The sequence below is a fragment of the Psychrobacillus sp. BL-248-WT-3 genome (genome assembly GCF_012843435.1).
Classification (GTDB): Bacteria; Bacillota; Bacilli; order Bacillales_A; family Planococcaceae; genus Psychrobacillus.
This window is the reverse complement of record NZ_JABAFC010000030.1, coordinates 12,678-28,175: the sequence shown is the minus strand read 5'-3', so window position 1 is coordinate 28,175 and position 15,498 is coordinate 12,678. Positions and strand designations below refer to the sequence as shown.

The following is a 15,498-nucleotide window of genomic DNA, read 5'->3' as shown; positions in this document are numbered from 1 at the left end:
TGGAAGGGGAAATATAATGAAAAGGTTAGAGATAGCTGTCATTCCGGGAGATGGAATAGGAAAAGAAGTAGTACCTGAAGCATTAAGAGTACTAGATGCAATCGCAAAGGTTCATGGAGGCTTAACGTTCAACTATACTCATTATCCTTGGAGTTCGCAGTATTATGTTGAGCATGGGAAAATGATGCCGGATGATGGGTTAGATTTGCTAAGTCAAAGCGATGCTATTTTTTTAGGAGCTGTAGGAGACCCTTCTCTCGTAAAGGATCATATTTCCTTAGGCGGCCTCTTGTTAAAAATTCGAAGAGAATTTGAACAAGTCATTAATATTCGTCCTGCTAAGCATATTAAGGGAATAGTTTCTCCATTAAGCCATCCACGAGATTTCGATATTATGATTGTTAGAGAAAATAGTGAAGGTGAATATAGCAGTAGCGGCGGTCGAATCCATCAAGGGATAGATGAAATAGTAGTTCAGAACTCCGTTTTTACTAAAAAAGCTGTTTTGCAGGTCATGGAATATGCTTTTGAGCTAGCTACAAAGAGAAATGGTCATTTAACTAGTGCAACCAAATCAAATGGAATCGCTCACTCTATGCCGTTTTGGGATGACGTATTAGCGGAGGTTTCTCAAAACTATAAGGATATTCCAACTAAAAGTGAACATATAGATGCCCTTTCCGCTTTTTTCATTACAAGACCTCACACATTGGATGTAGTGGTGGCTAGTAATCTCTTTGGAGATATTTTAAGTGATATTGGAGCAGCCATTATGGGAAGCATCGGAATTGCACCTTCTGGCAATATAAATTTAAATGGCAAATACCCTTCCATGTTTGAGCCTGTTCATGGCTCGGCTCCTGACATTTATGGAAAAGGAATAGCAAATCCGGTTGGGCAAATTTGGACAGCCAAAATGATGCTAGATCACTTTGGAGAAACAGAAATGGGAGCTATCTTATTAGAGGCGATTGAACATACTTTACAGTCAGGCATCAAGACTTCTGATATTGGAGGGAACCATAGTACAACAGAGGTGACGGATGCTATTATTGCAAAAATAGAAGGCGTGAATTCCTAAAAGGCCGACATAAATGCTCCTAAGAAAGGGGAAATCTATGAATCGTACACGCTCCTATTTATTTGTACCTGGAAGTAACAAGGAAGTAATTAGAAAAGCCATTCATTCAAAAGCTGACTCTGTGATTCTAGATTTAGAGGATGCGGTAGCGGTAAAGGAAAAAGATAGCGCAAGAGAAATAGTTAAAGAAGCATTGGTTAAGTTTAGGGATGAAAAAGAATTGATTGTAAGAATCAATGACTTGGATACCCCTTTTTGGGAGAAAGATTTAAAATGCGCATTATCGAATGGGGCTGCAGGTATTATGATTCCCAAATCAGAAAGCTCCGAGGGCATGAAGGCTGTTTGTGAGATCGCTCGAGAATATTCAACCAATCAATTAAAGCCAGTTCAAGTAATTCCATTAATAGAAACCGCAAAAGGAATCCAGTTTGCTTATTCTATTGCGACAGCAGATGAGTTAATTGTGCGGATGGCTTTTGGTTCTATCGATTTTTCATTAGATATCGATTGTGAGCTTACAACGAATGGGTTGGAGTTATTATTCGCTCGTTCCCAGCTTGTCATTGCTTCCAGAGCTGCGGGCATTGGAGCTCCTATAGATACTGTCTATCCTAAGCTAGATAATGAAGCAGGTTTGGAAATGGAAGCGAAACTTGCCAAACAACTTGGCTTTAAAGGGAAATTAATCATTCATCCTAAGCAAATAGAAGCCGTCCACCAAACCTTTTCCGCTTCTCAAAAAGAAATCGATCAAGCAATAGCTGTTGTGGAAGCATTTGAAAATGCAGAACAAAACGGTATAGCATCGATAATGGTAAATAGTCAATTTGTAGATTATCCAGTGTACAAGAAAGCTAAAAATATAGTATTAGATTCCGTATGAAATATTCGGAATATTAAAATAAAAAACAAAAACTCTGTTAAAGTTATTGGTTTATTTTGACTAACCATTCTTTATTATAGTGACGACTGGAAAGATTATATAAGAGACAATAAATTATGAGACTGGGGTTGGTGACAGTTTTTCTGCTTTGTTTATGCGAGTTAATTTATTAGCGCTTTATCGATGCTAGGAGCGACAGACGGCGACTCCAGTGGGATGAGTGAGACAGATCAGACATCACAACCGCGCGCGTAAGCGACGGGTGATGGCTTATCGCTCACCCCACGGAAAGCGTCCGGCTGGGGCGGAAATCAATTCTACTCTCTGATTTAAGATTTCTTTGCATCATAAATCAACCATAACCTTTAACATAGCCAAAATAAAAAACAAAGGATGATTTGATATGAAAATAACAAATATAGAAGTTAAGACTGTGCCAATTAGTAGTCCAATTAGAAATGCTTATATTGATTTTAGTAAAATGACAGCATCTGCATTAGCCATCACAACAGATGTGGTAAGAGATGGAAAGCCAGTCGTTGGTTTTGGATTTAACTCGAATGGCCGATATGCGCCTACAAGTCTATTACTTGAACGATTTATTCCTAGATTACTTGAGGCAGAGTCGAAAGATATTTTAACAGATGATGGGACTAATCTTGATCCACATAAAATACATGCCATCATTATGGCAAATGAAAAACCGGGGGGACACGGGGAAAGAACGGTTGCAGTTGGTGTAATAGACATGGCTGTTTGGGATGCAGTGTCCAAAATAGAAGGAAAGCCTTTATACCAGCTTCTTGCAGAACGATATGGGAATGGTCAGGTAGACGAAAAGGTATACATTTATGCAGCTGGAGGCTACTATTTCCCAGACAAAGGCTTAACGGAACTCCAGGATGAAATGAAGGGTTATCTCGAGCTCGGCTATAAGGATGTGAAAATGAAGGTTGGCGGTGCTTCTTTAAGTGAAGATATAAAGCGTATCGAAGCAGTTCTAGAGATTTTACCTTCAGGAAGTGGACTGATGGTCGATGCAAATGGTCGCTTTGACTTAGACTATGCTATTGAATTTGGAGAGAAGATTAAAGACTATGAATTGATCTGGTATGAAGAAGCGGGAGACCCTCTGGACTTTCATCTGCAGGCTGAACTGTCCAAGAGATATCCACATGCCATCGCAACTGGGGAAAATATTTTTTCCTTACAGGATGCAACCAACTTAATCCGATATGCAGGCATGAACCCTGAGAAAGACTTTCTTCAATTTGATTGTGCGCTTAGCTATGGATTAGTAGAATATCTACGCATTTTAGAAATGTTGAATGAACACGGCTGGTCCTCTAGACGTTGTATACCTCATGGAGGTCATCAGATGTCACTGAACATAGCTGCGGGATTAGCACTTCATGGGAATGAATCATACCCAGGCGTATTTCAGCCATTTGGTGGATTTGCCGATAACTATGCCGTTGAAGACGGATATGTAAGGCTTCCGGACATTCCAGGCATTGGTTTTGAAGCAAAATCAGATTTGTATAGCTTGCTATCATCTATCGGGAAATAAAAGGTTATATCAAAGAGAAGGAAGGCGAGAAGTTGTCTAATAAACTGGAGTTTGATCATAAAACGGCCGCTGAGTATGACAAAGGGATAAGACGAAATCTCCCTACATACGATCCAATGCTTCGGCTTTCGCAAACTTTTCTACGGGCAAACTTAAAAGAGGAAGCCTCTCTCCTAGTAGTTGGAGGTGGAGGAGGTAACGAGCTAAATGCTTTTGGACCTAGCAATACTGAATGGAAGTTTACCGTTGTAGATCCATCAAAGGCGATGCTTGAGGTGGCGAAGATGAAGGTAGAGCAACTGGACATGAATAATCGGGTCGATTTCTTCAATGGAACAATTGAGATAGTTCCTCCTGATGATACGTTTGATGCAGCAACGTGTATCTTAGTTCTTCATTTCGTACCTGACGTAAAGGATAAGCTGGCACTCTTAAAACAAATTAGAGCTCACCTGAAACCGGGAAGCCCTTTTATACTCGTTAGTAAATATGGAGATCCGAATTCGTTAGAGTTTAAAGAACTGGTGAACCTTTGGAAAAATTACTGGCTAGATACGACGAACTTGTCAGAAGAGAAAGTAGAAGAGTTAATGAACGCAACATTAACCGAATCATCTATCTCTGAAGAAGAAATTCGAAGCTTACTTTCTGAAGCTGGTTTTCACCGAATTGCAAACTTTTTCAAGACGAATCATTTTGGTGGTTGGATCTGTCATGCTTTATAAATTGCGAAGAAGTCTTGTTTTAAAAGAGAACTATAAAAACTATGCAGCTCTTGCACTAGCCCTAGTAAGTTTTTTTATCATATTTCTATCGTTGCCAGACACATTCTCGTACTCGGCTAAAATCATGACCGGCATTATTACGTCAGGAATTATCTTATGGGCTTTAGAGCCTATTCCTATGGGTCTTACAGGTCTAATTATTTTATTGCTTATGCTTGTTCTCAAAGTAGCAGATACTTCCGTTATATTTAGTGGCTTTGCTTCGCCAGCTACTTATTTAATTGTTGCTGGAATGATGCTAGCTACAGCAGTCAATGAAACTTCGCTGATTAGAAGATTGACCTACAAGATTTTAATAAGATGGGGAAGCCATGCGAAGGGCTTATTAGGAAGTATCATTATCATTCAGCAAATCCAAGCATTTTTTATTCCAACTACCGCGGTTCGAACGGCCTTAATAATGCCAGTTTCCAAAATGATTATTGAGATTGTTAATGCAAAGCCGGGAAGTAACTTAAGGAAAATGATTATGCTAGGAGTCGCCTATGGAGGAGTAATTAGCGGAACAGCAGTCATGACTGCTGCAATCGGCAATATATTAACGGTGGAGATTCTTAATCGTTTTGCAGGAGTGAACATCACGTATTTCCAGTGGTTCCTTTATACGTTTCCGTTATGGCTCATACTAATTCCTTCTATATGGATTCTTCTATTAAAGGTATTTCCTTTACCAAAAGAACAGCAAAGCTTCCCTATGATTCAAGGCGAAATGAAAAAGAGACTAGAAGAATTAGGACCGGTCAATAAAAAAGAGATCAACTGTCTCATCATCTTAATTTTAATCGTTAGTTTATGGTTAACGGAACCGTTCCATGGCATGCATCCGAGCATTCCAGCTTTACTGGGTGTTGTTCTATTGACCCTGCCTCAAGTAGGAATTGCCTCTTGGGAAAAGGTGATTCAAATTAATTACAATACCGTATTGTTATTGAGTGTAACTTTATCAATGGGGTATGTGTTTGTCGACTCTGGTGCGGCGGATATAATTAGTGACTATTTGAGTGTAGATTGGTTTACGAACATTATTCAATATCCTTTATTGGCGGTATTGGTAGTTAGTGTGATGGCACAATTGTTCCATAAAATGATATCCAATGTTTCCACAGCAGTAGTGATCTTGGTTCCTATTATAATCAGCGTTGCTCTAAATGCAGGGCTAGACCCATTAACAATTGGCTTCGCGACTGGTTTATCATGTGTCTTCGGTTATATGTTAGTTGTAGAATCGATGTCTAACGTAATCGCTCATAGCAGCGGAATGATTTCACAAAAAGACTTTTTAAAGCCTGGATTGTACGCAACTATTATAACCATTATCGCTACAGTCTTGGTTGCAGCGACGTGGTGGAAGTGGATTGGTTTAGTTTAAAATGTGAGGAGGAATGTAGATGTTGCCTTTACAAGATATTACCGTAGTATCGTTAGAGCAGGCCGTGGCCGCACCCTTTGCTACAAGACAATTAGCAGATTTAGGGGCCAGAGTGATCAAAGTGGAGAGACCGGGAATGGGCGATTTTGCACGTAACTATGACGACACAGTCAACGGTATGTCGAGTCACTTTGTATGGATCAACCGATCTAAAGAATCTTTGGCTCTTGATTTGAAACAAGAAGAAGCGAAAAAAGTTTTAGAAAAACTACTTTCTAAAGCCGATGTATTCATTCATAATTTAGCACCTGGTGCGGTAGATCGACTTGGTTTTAGTGCCGCAGAACTTAAAGAAAAGTTTCCACAGCTCATAATTTGCAGCATCTCCGGATATGGTAGTGACGGCCCATATATGAACAAAAAAGCATACGATTTGTTAATCCAATGTGAAGCAGGACTTGTGTCTGTAACAGGTACAGAAGATTCTCCATCTAAATCAGGAATATCAATTGCCGATATTGCGGCAGGAATGTACGCATATACTGGCATCCTAACAGCTATAATTGCTCGCTACAAAACGGGAAAAGGAGCAGTCTTAGAAGTATCGATGCTAGAGGCATTAGCAGAATGGATGGGCTACCCGATGTACTATTCAGGATACGGAGAAAGTGAACCAAAACGAACAGGTGCCAGCCATGCAACTATTTATCCTTACGGCCCATTCAAGGCAGGCAACGATAAACTAGTGTTCATGGGCATCCAAAACGAACGGGAGTGGATCCATTTTTGCTCAAAGGTCCTAGGCAATCCTGACCTAGCAATAGATCCTCGCTTTAACAACAATTCAAACCGTGTCGCCAATAAAGACTCATTAAAAATCATCATCGAAGAAGTTTTTCAAAAGATGGATCCAAACGAAGTCATCCGATTGTTAGAAGCAGAAAAAATAGCAAACGCACGCCTAAATACCGTAAACGATTTAATTGATCATCCACAGCTAGAAGCACGTAATCGCTGGAGAGAGGTTGAATCACCAGTCGGAAAGCTAAAAGCACTCATACCACCCGTAACCTTTGACGAGATCGAATCCGTAATGAACCCAATACCTAACATCGGGGAGCATACAAAAGAGATTCTGAAGGAGTTAGGATACAGCGAGAGGGAGATTGTGTCGTTGGGGGTTTGAGGTTGGGGAGTTGTAGGCGGAGTTGTGTGTGTCCCTGTGTCAGACACAATTTGCATACAATTCGCTTCGTCCTTGGTGACCGCATGTATATTTGATATCGATTTGATCACAGCTCATAGAGATTTATCACCGGTAGATGAATTTTTCCCTTTGTAGCGTAAAGCAAAGTAGTTCAAAGTGTGGTATGAAGAGAGTGGGCATGCATGTAGCAAGGTGGAAAACGTAAAGTGTTGCGGGAAACTGATTGAGTGTTGCAGAAACAAATCCAAGTGTTGCGGGAAACTGTGAAAGTGTTGCGCAAAAAGCCGGAAGTGTTGCACGAATGAAAAGTGTTGCGCAAAAGTGATTAAGTGTTGCAGAAATCGATTCAAGTGTTGCGTAAAAAACCGGAAGTGTTGCACTTAACGCCGCCCCTATTGGAGAGTTGTGTGTGTCCCTGTGTCACACACAACTCCCACACAATTCAATTCGATCAAAAAAGTAGCCAGCATCCCACTGACTGCTTCTTTTTTATTTACAGTCCTATTAACGTCATGTCATTAAATATCATTATACGTTACTATAAAAACATATAATTCAGAAAAATCAGTAGAAGGGGGATTTCTATGAACGAAGGGGCGAAGATTGGGGTTGCTGGGAGTGCGAGGGCTAGGAGAAGGAGTATTTTTCATTATATAGGTCCAGCGTTAATAACTTCTGCGTTAATGATTGGGCCGGGGAGCATCACGCTTTCTTCTAAGATTGGGGCAATTTATGGGTCAACGTTGGTTTGGACACTTGTTTTGGCGATTGTCTTAATGGTTGTATATACAGAGATGAGTGCTCGGATAGGGTTGGCTGCGAAATCAAGTTTTATTACGGTTATTAAGGAAAAATGGGGATTTCCTGTAGGGCTACTTATTGGCGTGGGTGCTTTTTTGGTAACCGCCTCGTTTCAAGCAGGTAACGCTATTGGCACCGGGTTAGCTATTTCTGTTATTACGGATTTGAATCCGAATACGTGGATTGTTGTATTCACTTTAATATCGATAGCGTTACTCTTTGCAAAGCATTTTTATCAATTTTTAGAGAAATTAATGCTGGCATTAGTAGTAGTAATGTTAATTGCTTTCGTTATCACAGTGTTTTTAGCGAAGCCGTCTATTGGTGAAATTTTTAATGGGTTTATTCCAGCGTTGCCTGAGGGCAGTAGTGGTTTAATTATCGCGTTGTTTGCGACTAGCTTTTCTATCGTAGGGGCAGTATATCAATCCTATCTAGTAAAAGAAAAAGGGTGGGGTTTGCAGGATACGTCAATAGCGAGAAGGGATTCGTTTCTTGGAATCATACTATTAGGTATTATTTCCTTCCTCATCATGATCACAGCAGCTACGATCCTCAAACCACAAGGGCTTGTTGTGAATGATGCGTCGGAGATGGGCTTGGCGCTCGAGCCGTTGTTTGGTAGCTGGTCGACGGTTGTGTTTATGCTTGGGCTATTTGGGGCTTCGTTTTCGTCCTTGATGGGGAATGCGACAATTGGTGGGTCACTGCTTGCCGACGGAGTTGGGGTAGGGAATAACCTTTCTAATATGAAGGTGAAGCTTTTCATTATATTAGTGATTTTATTTGGCTCGGTTATTGGGATTGTGTTTGGGTCTGCACCTCTCAATTTAATCGTTTTTGCGCAGGCGGTTACGATATTTGTTGTTCCGTTTATTGCGATTGCCATTTTAGTCGTGGCGAATGATAAGCGAGTGATGGGGGAACTGAAAAACAAATGGCTCAGCAATTCACTCGGCATAATAGGGTTACTTGTATTAATTTATCTGGCATATAACAACGCAAACAATATCTTTTTTTCTTAAAAAGGAATGGGGGAAATTATGAAAACAGTTGAAGAGTTAGAGAATTTGATGACGCAGCCATCCGCTGCATTGATTGATGACATGGTGAAGCTAGACGGGAATATTATGATTTTAGGTATTGGTGGGAAGATGGGACCGACGCTTGCTGTGATGGCGAAGCGTGCGATTGATGAGGCCGGCTTGGATAAAAAGGTGATTGGTGTGTCGCGTTTTTCAAATGGCACGCTGCAAGCGGAGCTGGAAAGTGCAGGGGTTGAAACGATTGCCTGTGATCTATTAAACGAGGACGAACTAAAGAAGCTGCCTGTTGAAAAGAACATCATTTACATGGCTGGCAATAAATTCGGGACGACTGGCAACGAGCATTTCACATGGGCGATGAACACCTATCTGCCTGGTCGAGTGGCAGAGCATTTTAAGGGCTCTAATATTGTGTCATTCTCTACGGGAAATGTGTATCCGTTAGTGCCTGTGATTGGGAGCGGCTGCGATGAGAACCACCAGGTTGCACCGGTTGGAGAGTATGGGCAATCCTCTTTAGGAAGAGAGCGTGTGTTTACATATTTCTCAGAAAGAGACAATACGCCACTTGCGATTTTCCGCTTAAACTACGCAATCGATATGCGTTACGGGGTTTTATTGGAGATTGCAAAGTCTGTATTCAATGAAACACCGCTAGACCTTTCGATGGGGCATGTCAATGTGATCTGGCAAGGGGATGCGAATGAGTACGCGATTCGATCCTTGCTTCACGCGAGCTCGCCTCCAACCGTTATCAACGTCACTGGTCCGGAGACGCTTTCCGTACGCTGGGTTGCAAATGAGTTTGGCCGCTTGTTCGATAAGAAGCCTGTTTTTGAGGGGGCAGAGCAGGAAAATGCACTCCTTAACAATGCGAGCAAGGCACACCAGCTGTTTGGCTATCCAAGAGTATCAGTTCGTGAAATGATTGAGTGGATTGCAGAATGGGTGGCGAATGACGGAGAAACGATCAATAAACCGACCCACTTCCAGGAGAGGAAGGGTGAGTTTTAAATGAAAGAGGAGTTAAAACAGCATCTACATGACGGGGCGTTCATTCCGGCGCATCCACTTGCGATCACGCAAGACAAAAAGCTCGACGAAGAGGCCCAACGCCGTTTAACTCGATATTACTTGGAGGCAGGCGTTGGCGGGGTAGCTGTTGGCGTGCATACCACACAATTTGAGATTCGAGATCCTCAGTTTGATTTGTATGAAACGGTATTAAAGCTTGCGATGGAGGAAATCAACAACGCAAAGCTGAATCGTCCATTCCTTAAAATCGCGGGTGCTTGTGGTAAAACAGAGCAGGCGGTTAAAGAGGCAGAAATTGCTAAAAGTTTTGGCTATGATATGGTACTATTAAGTAATGGTGGATTAAATGAATATTCCGAAAAAGAACTAATTGAACGTACGAAAGAGGTCGCTGCTATTATTCCAGTGTTCGGCTTTTATCTGCAGCCAGCTGTAGGTGGACGGGTATTTAGCTATGAATTTTGGGAGCAGTTCGCTGCAATCGACAATGTTTTCGGCATTAAAATGGCTCCGTTTGACCGTTATTTAACATTAGATGTGATTCGCGCAGTGAACGCTTCTCCGAGAAGAGACGAGATTGCGCTTTATACCGGCAATGATGACAATATCGTAGTGGATCTGTTCACCAATTATAATGATAAGCAAATCGTTGGTGGCTTGCTAGGGCACTGGTCTGTGTGGACACAAAAGGCAGTGGAGCTTTTTGAGCAAATAAAAGAAGCAAGGGCACAGGGTCAGATTGATCCAAAGTGGTTCAGCATTGCCCAGCATGTCACGGATGCCAACGCAGCATTCTTTGATTCGAGAAACGACTTTAAGGGAAGTATTGCGGGTATCAATGAAGTGCTCAGAAGACAGGGGCTTATGCAGGGGAACTGGTGCCTAATGGATCACGAGGTATTGAGTGAGGGTCAGCTAGAGGAAATCAATCGTGTGTACTACGCGTATCCAGAGCTGAACGATGATGCATTTGTAAAGGCTTTTTTGGAAAAGGAAAGTGTTGTAAACGGTTAAGCAATGGAGGCACATCGATTAGGTGTGTCTTTCTTCTATTTCAAAGGGGGGAGAGGTATGGAGACAAACATAAAGGTGGGAGTTATAGGGCCCCAATGGATTCGCGAGACGATGGTTAGATGCTTTGGACTTTTTCCGAATATCCAACCGATTTTCCGTTTATCCGATGAAATAAAAGATGCAAGGAAGCTGACAACTGAGCTATTGGACAAGGTGGATTGCTTGTTTTATTCGGGAAGAATCCCTTATTTAGTTGCAAAGGAAGACATACCGATAGAGACACCTGCCTTCTATATTCCACTAAAGGGCGCAGGACTCTATCAGTCTCTGTACAAGCTAAAGAGCAAGCAAAATTTCATGAACATTAGTCTGGACGGTATACAAGACAACTACATGGAGCTCATTAAAAATAATTTAGAGGAAACGTTTACGTATCAAAATTTCCAAGAAATCGTCTATATGGAAAACAAAGATGACGTGGTGAATTTCCATCTACGGAATGTAGAAGAGAACCCTAATACGGTTGTCATTACTAGTCTCAAGCTAGTTAGTGAGCAGCTATCCGAGATGAATATTATAAACGAATGGCTAAAGCCTACAGACCAGGACATTATTGTGGCAATTGAACGAATGCTACTCGCAACCAATCAACGAAAACAAAAAGAGATGCAAATAATAGTAGGTCGAATTTTTATCGAAAATTCCAGTGATGCGAGTGAATTTATGTCCGAGCAGCAGGTACATACTCGAAATCATGCCATACACCGTATGCTTCTTCAATTTGCCGATCAAATTAATGGTTATCTGATTGCACTTAGCAGCAGTGAGTATGTATTTATCACAAATCGAGGGATTTTCGAGCGGATTACGGAGGGCTATAAATACTTGCCAATTGTCGATGAGATGAAGAAAAAGCTGGAGGTGTCTTTATCAATAGGAGTCGGCTTCGGTTTTTCAGCGCTCGAGGCAGGATCGCATGCAAGGGTGGCACTCATTCAGGCGCAGGAGAATGGAGGGGGCTGCTGCTTTATCGTTCGCGAGGACCGCAGCGTCTTTGGACCAATCGATTTGATTGTCCCGATGAAATATCCACTCACAGTGACGGATCAGCTGTTAATAAGTAAAGCAGAGCATATCGGCATGAGTGCAGCAAACATCCAAAAGACAATGGCCGTCATCAAGCGCAAGAAGGAAAATGAATTCACGGCACATGAGCTTTCTTCTATTTTAGGCATCACACCAAGAAGCGCCCACCGAATTATCCAATCCTGGTTGGACGCAGAGCTCATCAAAATTATCGGGATGGAGAAAATTTCAAAGCGCGGAAGACCAAGACAAGTATTCGCACTCGTAACAACCGAAAGCTAGGAGGGACTCTATGAAAATTGGATTGATAGGACTAGACACTTCACATAGTGAAATATTCACCAGATTACTAAATAACCAAGATGATCCCCATCATGTACAAGGTGCGACCATTACCCATGTTATCCCGACATTCTCGGAGGATTTAGCAATTAGCTCAAGTAGATTTACTGACTTCTATCAAATTGTCATCAAGAAATACGGTGTAGCAGAGGTAGACACAGTTGAGGAATTAATGAGTGAAGTAGACGCCGTCATTATAGGGACAGTTGATGGGCGTAATCATCTAGAATGGTTCAAGGAAATTGTGCCTTATGTTAAGCCGGTGTTTATTGATAAGCCAGTCGTCATGAGCAGCAAGGAAATGGCAGAGGTGATTAGACTGAGCAAAAATCATGGTACACCTGTCATGAGCTCCTCTGCCCTACGTTTTTCAGAGTCGGTTATGGCGGTCAAAGGGTCAGTAGACTGGAGCAGTGGCTATTTCTATGGACCAACCCCCATGCAGGAACAGCTAACCGGATACTTCTGGTACGGTATCCACCTCGTCGAAATGGCGGTCACTCTTTTCGGGACAGGCGTGGAAAAGGTGGGGGTCGAGCAAAAGGCTGATTGCCACCATGTTCATCTGACCTACAAGGATGGTCGACATCTCATCATTCGAGGAGAAACCGAATGGCACAACCGTTTTGGAGCAGTATTACACTCCGCAGATGATGTACAAACATTGAAGCTATGGGAAGAAGAGAAACCTTTTTACGCTGGCCTGGTTGAGCATATGGTAGAATTTTTTGAAACAGGGGTGGGTGCTGTTTCTTTAGAGGAGACAGCTGAGATTGTACGGATTATTGAGGAGATTAATAAGGGATTGTAAGATAAAAACACTATTCAAGCTAGTCTTGAGTGGTGTTTTTTAGAGAGACTTAGATATTAGGTGGTTAATTAAAAAGCATATAAAATTCATTTTTTTATACTAATCATTCGTGTTTTAGGCTTGGAAAAGTTTAAATTTTAAAAGAAAAATAGTATTCTTACGATTATTCCGAATGATATAATAATAAAGTTATAAAAAATGAACTTTAATCAAGGGGGAGAAAATTTGTTTAGTGGGAAAAGGATTGTAGCAAGTTTTTTAGTTGTGGTTTTATTATTAGGGAATGGAATGTTTCTAAAACAACTTCCTGTACATGCAGAAGAGAAAGATATTGATATTACCCTTCTTGCGACTTCTGATATTCATGGTCGGTTTATGCCATGGGATTATGCGATAGATGGTCCGAATGTAAGCGGGAGTCTAACGCAGTTATATACCATTATCAAGCAAGTGCGAGCAGAGAATCCAAACACCATTTTATTGGATAATGGGGATTTGATACAGGATAATTCTGCAGAGCTATTCAACGATCAGCCGTTATCTCCTATGACACAAGCGATTAATGCGATGGGCTATGAGGCATGGACTTTTGGTAACCATGAATTTAACTTTGGTTTAGATGTGTTAGACAAGGTTTCTAGTCAATTCAAAGGGCCTAAACTTGCAGGTAATGTATACAAGGAAAATGGGGAACGTTTTTTACCTGCTTATACAATTATCGAACGTGATGGAGTAAAGGTTGGAATCATTGGGATGGTCACTCCATTAATAACACAGTATGAAAAGGGTACGGATCATCTAGAGGGTCTAGTCGTCAAGGATCCAGTAGAGGAAACAAAAAAAGCGGTGAAAGAGCTAGAAGGTAAAGTAGATGTAATGATTGGTCTTTTACATATGGGTCTTGAAAATGAAAACGGTAATCCTGGAACAGGCGTAATGGACATTGCAAATGCAGTGCCAGAGCTAGCTGGTATTTTTGCAGGGCATAACCATGTGTTGATTAACAATGAAAATGTAAATGGCGTTGTAATTACCGAGCCTGCAAAATATGGTACACATATTTCAAGAATTGATTTAACCTTCTCCAAGGATGGGGAAAAGTTAACACTAAAGGATAAGGGTGCTTCCACAATTCCAGTGAAAGCGGCAGACGGAACTACTGTTAAGTCGGATGAAGAGCTGGAAAAATTATTGCAGCCTTACCATGAGTTCGCGCGAGCAGACGCAAATGTCGTGGTCGCACAATTAAAAGGGACAAACCTTGTTCCTCCAAATGAAATAGAGGGTATCCCAGCAGTACAAGTCCAAGAAACACCTTTGTCGGACTTTTTCCATGAGGTGATGCTTCATTATAGTAATGCAGATGTGGTAGCTCATCAGATAGATAATGACAAAGCTTCTTTAAATGTTGGACCTATCAAGAAAAAAGACATTGCATACAACTACCAGTTTGCTGGTGGAGAAGTTTCTGTCTATGAAGTAACAGGAAAAGACTTAAAGGATTATATGGAATGGGCAGTTGGGTATTTCAATAGTACGCGTGATGGAGACGTGACAGTAAGCTTTGATAAAACTCGCCGTGCTTCCAAATACAGTACAAATGACTTCTTCGGTAATGTTAAATACGATATCGACTTATCCGAGGCACCGGGAAAACGTATTAAAAACCTTAAAAAGCTAGACGGAACGCCGATTAAAGCAGAGGATCGCTTAACAATAGGGATGAATGCATATAGAATGGACTTTCTTCTATCTAAAGGACAAGCGTTAGAAGGGCGTAAGTTTAATATGACCTGGTCCTCCAAGGATGAAAGTGCCTATGGTGAAACTGGTGGTACCATTCGCAATCTTGCCATTAGATATTTAAAGGACGAGATGAAAGGCGAATATAAACCAACCATTCAAAGCAACTGGAAAATCGTCGGTGTAGATACAAAATCTCCAGCACGTAAAGCAGTTGTAGAACTAGTCAATAAAGGAATCCTAACAGTACCTACAACGGAAGATGGGAAGTACACGAATATCGCATCCATCAATGTAAAGGATGCAATTACACAGCAGGAAATAAAAGAGCTATCAACAAAAGCTAAAGTGGACTCCGCACAATTTGCAAAAGTAAAAACAACAGGTGAATTCTATTTAGCTTTAGCTAAAGCATTGAATAAACCAGAAGCACCAAAGGACAAAGATAAACCAGTTAAACCAGTAAAGCCAGTAAAGCCAACACCTCAAGATAATAAAAAACCAGCTGTAACTAAGCCGGAAGTACCAAAAGGAAAGGTAACAGCTTACCATTTAAATGTCCGCGCTCAACCAGCAAACAGCGGAAAAGTGCTAGGAACCATTGCTAAAAACAAAGAAGTAGAAGTACTTGGCAATGAAAAAGGCTGGTATGTCATTTCCTACAAAGGGAAAAAAGGATACGTGTACAGTCGATATATTGACTTACTAAAATAATTGATCTA

12 protein-coding genes are annotated in these 15,498 nt (G+C 41.2%); all 12 read left to right on the top strand.

The window, feature by feature from the left end; translation table 11 throughout:
* Nucleotides 1–16 precede the first annotated feature (16 nt).
* The 12 genes from HF876_RS14090 to HF876_RS14035 all read left to right on the top strand — a co-directional run bounded on the left by HF876_RS14090 (nt 17) and on the right by HF876_RS14035 (nt 15,490).
* On the top strand, nt 17–1,081 hold the full coding sequence (locus tag HF876_RS14090; RefSeq protein ID WP_169360685.1) for a tartrate dehydrogenase: 1,065 nt from the start codon (nt 17–19) through the stop codon (nt 1,079–1,081).
* Nucleotides 1,082–1,118: 37 nt separating this feature from the next.
* The gene (locus HF876_RS14085; RefSeq protein WP_169360684.1) at nt 1,119–1,967 is read left to right on the top strand and encodes an HpcH/HpaI aldolase/citrate lyase family protein; all 849 of its coding nucleotides are present in this window, start codon (nt 1,119–1,121) and stop codon (nt 1,965–1,967) included.
* Nucleotides 1,968–2,370: 403 nt separating this feature from the next.
* On the top strand, nt 2,371–3,537 hold the full coding sequence (locus HF876_RS14080; RefSeq protein ID WP_169360683.1) for a mandelate racemase/muconate lactonizing enzyme family protein: 1,167 nt from the start codon (nt 2,371–2,373) through the stop codon (nt 3,535–3,537).
* Between the two features lie 32 nt (nt 3,538–3,569).
* Nucleotides 3,570–4,262, top strand: a complete 693-nt coding sequence (locus tag HF876_RS14075; protein ID WP_240949772.1) for a class I SAM-dependent methyltransferase — start codon at nt 3,570–3,572, stop codon at nt 4,260–4,262.
* Nucleotides 4,252–5,691 carry an SLC13 family permease gene (locus tag HF876_RS14070; protein ID WP_169360682.1) on the top strand — a complete coding sequence of 480 codons (1,440 nt, stop codon included), beginning with the start codon at nt 4,252–4,254 and terminating at the stop codon, nt 5,689–5,691. Before HF876_RS14075 ends, HF876_RS14070 begins: the two co-directional genes overlap by 11 nt.
* A gap of 19 nt (nt 5,692–5,710) precedes the next feature.
* Nucleotides 5,711–6,877, top strand: a complete 1,167-nt coding sequence (locus HF876_RS14065; protein WP_169360681.1) for a CaiB/BaiF CoA transferase family protein — start codon at nt 5,711–5,713, stop codon at nt 6,875–6,877.
* A 605-nt stretch (nt 6,878–7,482) separates the two neighbouring features.
* Nucleotides 7,483–8,724, top strand: coding sequence for an Nramp family divalent metal transporter (locus HF876_RS14060; RefSeq protein ID WP_169360680.1), 1,242 nt, complete (start codon nt 7,483–7,485; stop codon nt 8,722–8,724).
* Between the two features lie 18 nt (nt 8,725–8,742).
* Complete coding sequence (locus HF876_RS14055) at nt 8,743–9,759, top strand: NAD-dependent epimerase/dehydratase family protein (RefSeq protein ID WP_169360679.1); 1,017 nt, start codon at nt 8,743–8,745, stop codon at nt 9,757–9,759.
* Nucleotides 9,760–10,794 (top strand): dihydrodipicolinate synthase family protein, encoded by a 1,035-nt coding sequence (locus HF876_RS14050; RefSeq protein WP_169360678.1) that lies wholly within the window; start codon nt 9,760–9,762, stop codon nt 10,792–10,794.
* A 57-nt stretch (nt 10,795–10,851) separates the two neighbouring features.
* Nucleotides 10,852–12,162 (top strand): GGDEF domain-containing protein, encoded by a 1,311-nt coding sequence (locus HF876_RS14045; protein WP_169360677.1) that lies wholly within the window; start codon nt 10,852–10,854, stop codon nt 12,160–12,162.
* Nucleotides 12,163–12,172: 10 nt separating this feature from the next.
* A complete protein-coding gene (locus HF876_RS14040) occupies nt 12,173–13,033 on the top strand; it encodes a Gfo/Idh/MocA family oxidoreductase (protein WP_169360676.1) in 861 nt (286 codons plus the stop codon).
* 288 nt (nt 13,034–13,321) lie between these two features.
* Entirely contained in the window at nt 13,322–15,490 is a 2,169-nt protein-coding gene (locus HF876_RS14035; protein ID WP_240949773.1) for a 5'-nucleotidase C-terminal domain-containing protein, read from the top strand.
* Nucleotides 15,491–15,498: the final 8 nt, after the last annotated feature.

Excerpts from the sequence above, each read along its gene's own strand:
- HF876_RS14090 (WP_169360685.1), top strand. The coding sequence starts at position 17 with ATGAAAAGGTTAGAGATAGCTGTCATTCCGGGAGATGGAATAGGAAAA.
- HF876_RS14085 (WP_169360684.1), top strand. The coding sequence starts at position 1,119 with ATGAATCGTACACGCTCCTATTTATTTGTACCTGGAAGTAACAAGGAA.
- HF876_RS14080 (WP_169360683.1), top strand. The coding sequence starts at position 2,371 with ATGAAAATAACAAATATAGAAGTTAAGACTGTGCCAATTAGTAGTCCA.
- HF876_RS14070 (WP_169360682.1), top strand. The coding sequence starts at position 4,252 with ATGCTTTATAAATTGCGAAGAAGTCTTGTTTTAAAAGAGAACTATAAA.
- HF876_RS14065 (WP_169360681.1), top strand. The coding sequence starts at position 5,711 with ATGTTGCCTTTACAAGATATTACCGTAGTATCGTTAGAGCAGGCCGTG.
- HF876_RS14060 (WP_169360680.1), top strand. The coding sequence starts at position 7,483 with ATGAACGAAGGGGCGAAGATTGGGGTTGCTGGGAGTGCGAGGGCTAGG.
- HF876_RS14055 (WP_169360679.1), top strand. The coding sequence starts at position 8,743 with ATGAAAACAGTTGAAGAGTTAGAGAATTTGATGACGCAGCCATCCGCT.
- HF876_RS14050 (WP_169360678.1), top strand. The coding sequence starts at position 9,760 with ATGAAAGAGGAGTTAAAACAGCATCTACATGACGGGGCGTTCATTCCG.
- HF876_RS14045 (WP_169360677.1), top strand. The coding sequence starts at position 10,852 with ATGGAGACAAACATAAAGGTGGGAGTTATAGGGCCCCAATGGATTCGC.
- HF876_RS14040 (WP_169360676.1), top strand. The coding sequence starts at position 12,173 with ATGAAAATTGGATTGATAGGACTAGACACTTCACATAGTGAAATATTC.
- HF876_RS14035 (WP_240949773.1), top strand. The coding sequence starts at position 13,322 with ATGTTTCTAAAACAACTTCCTGTACATGCAGAAGAGAAAGATATTGAT.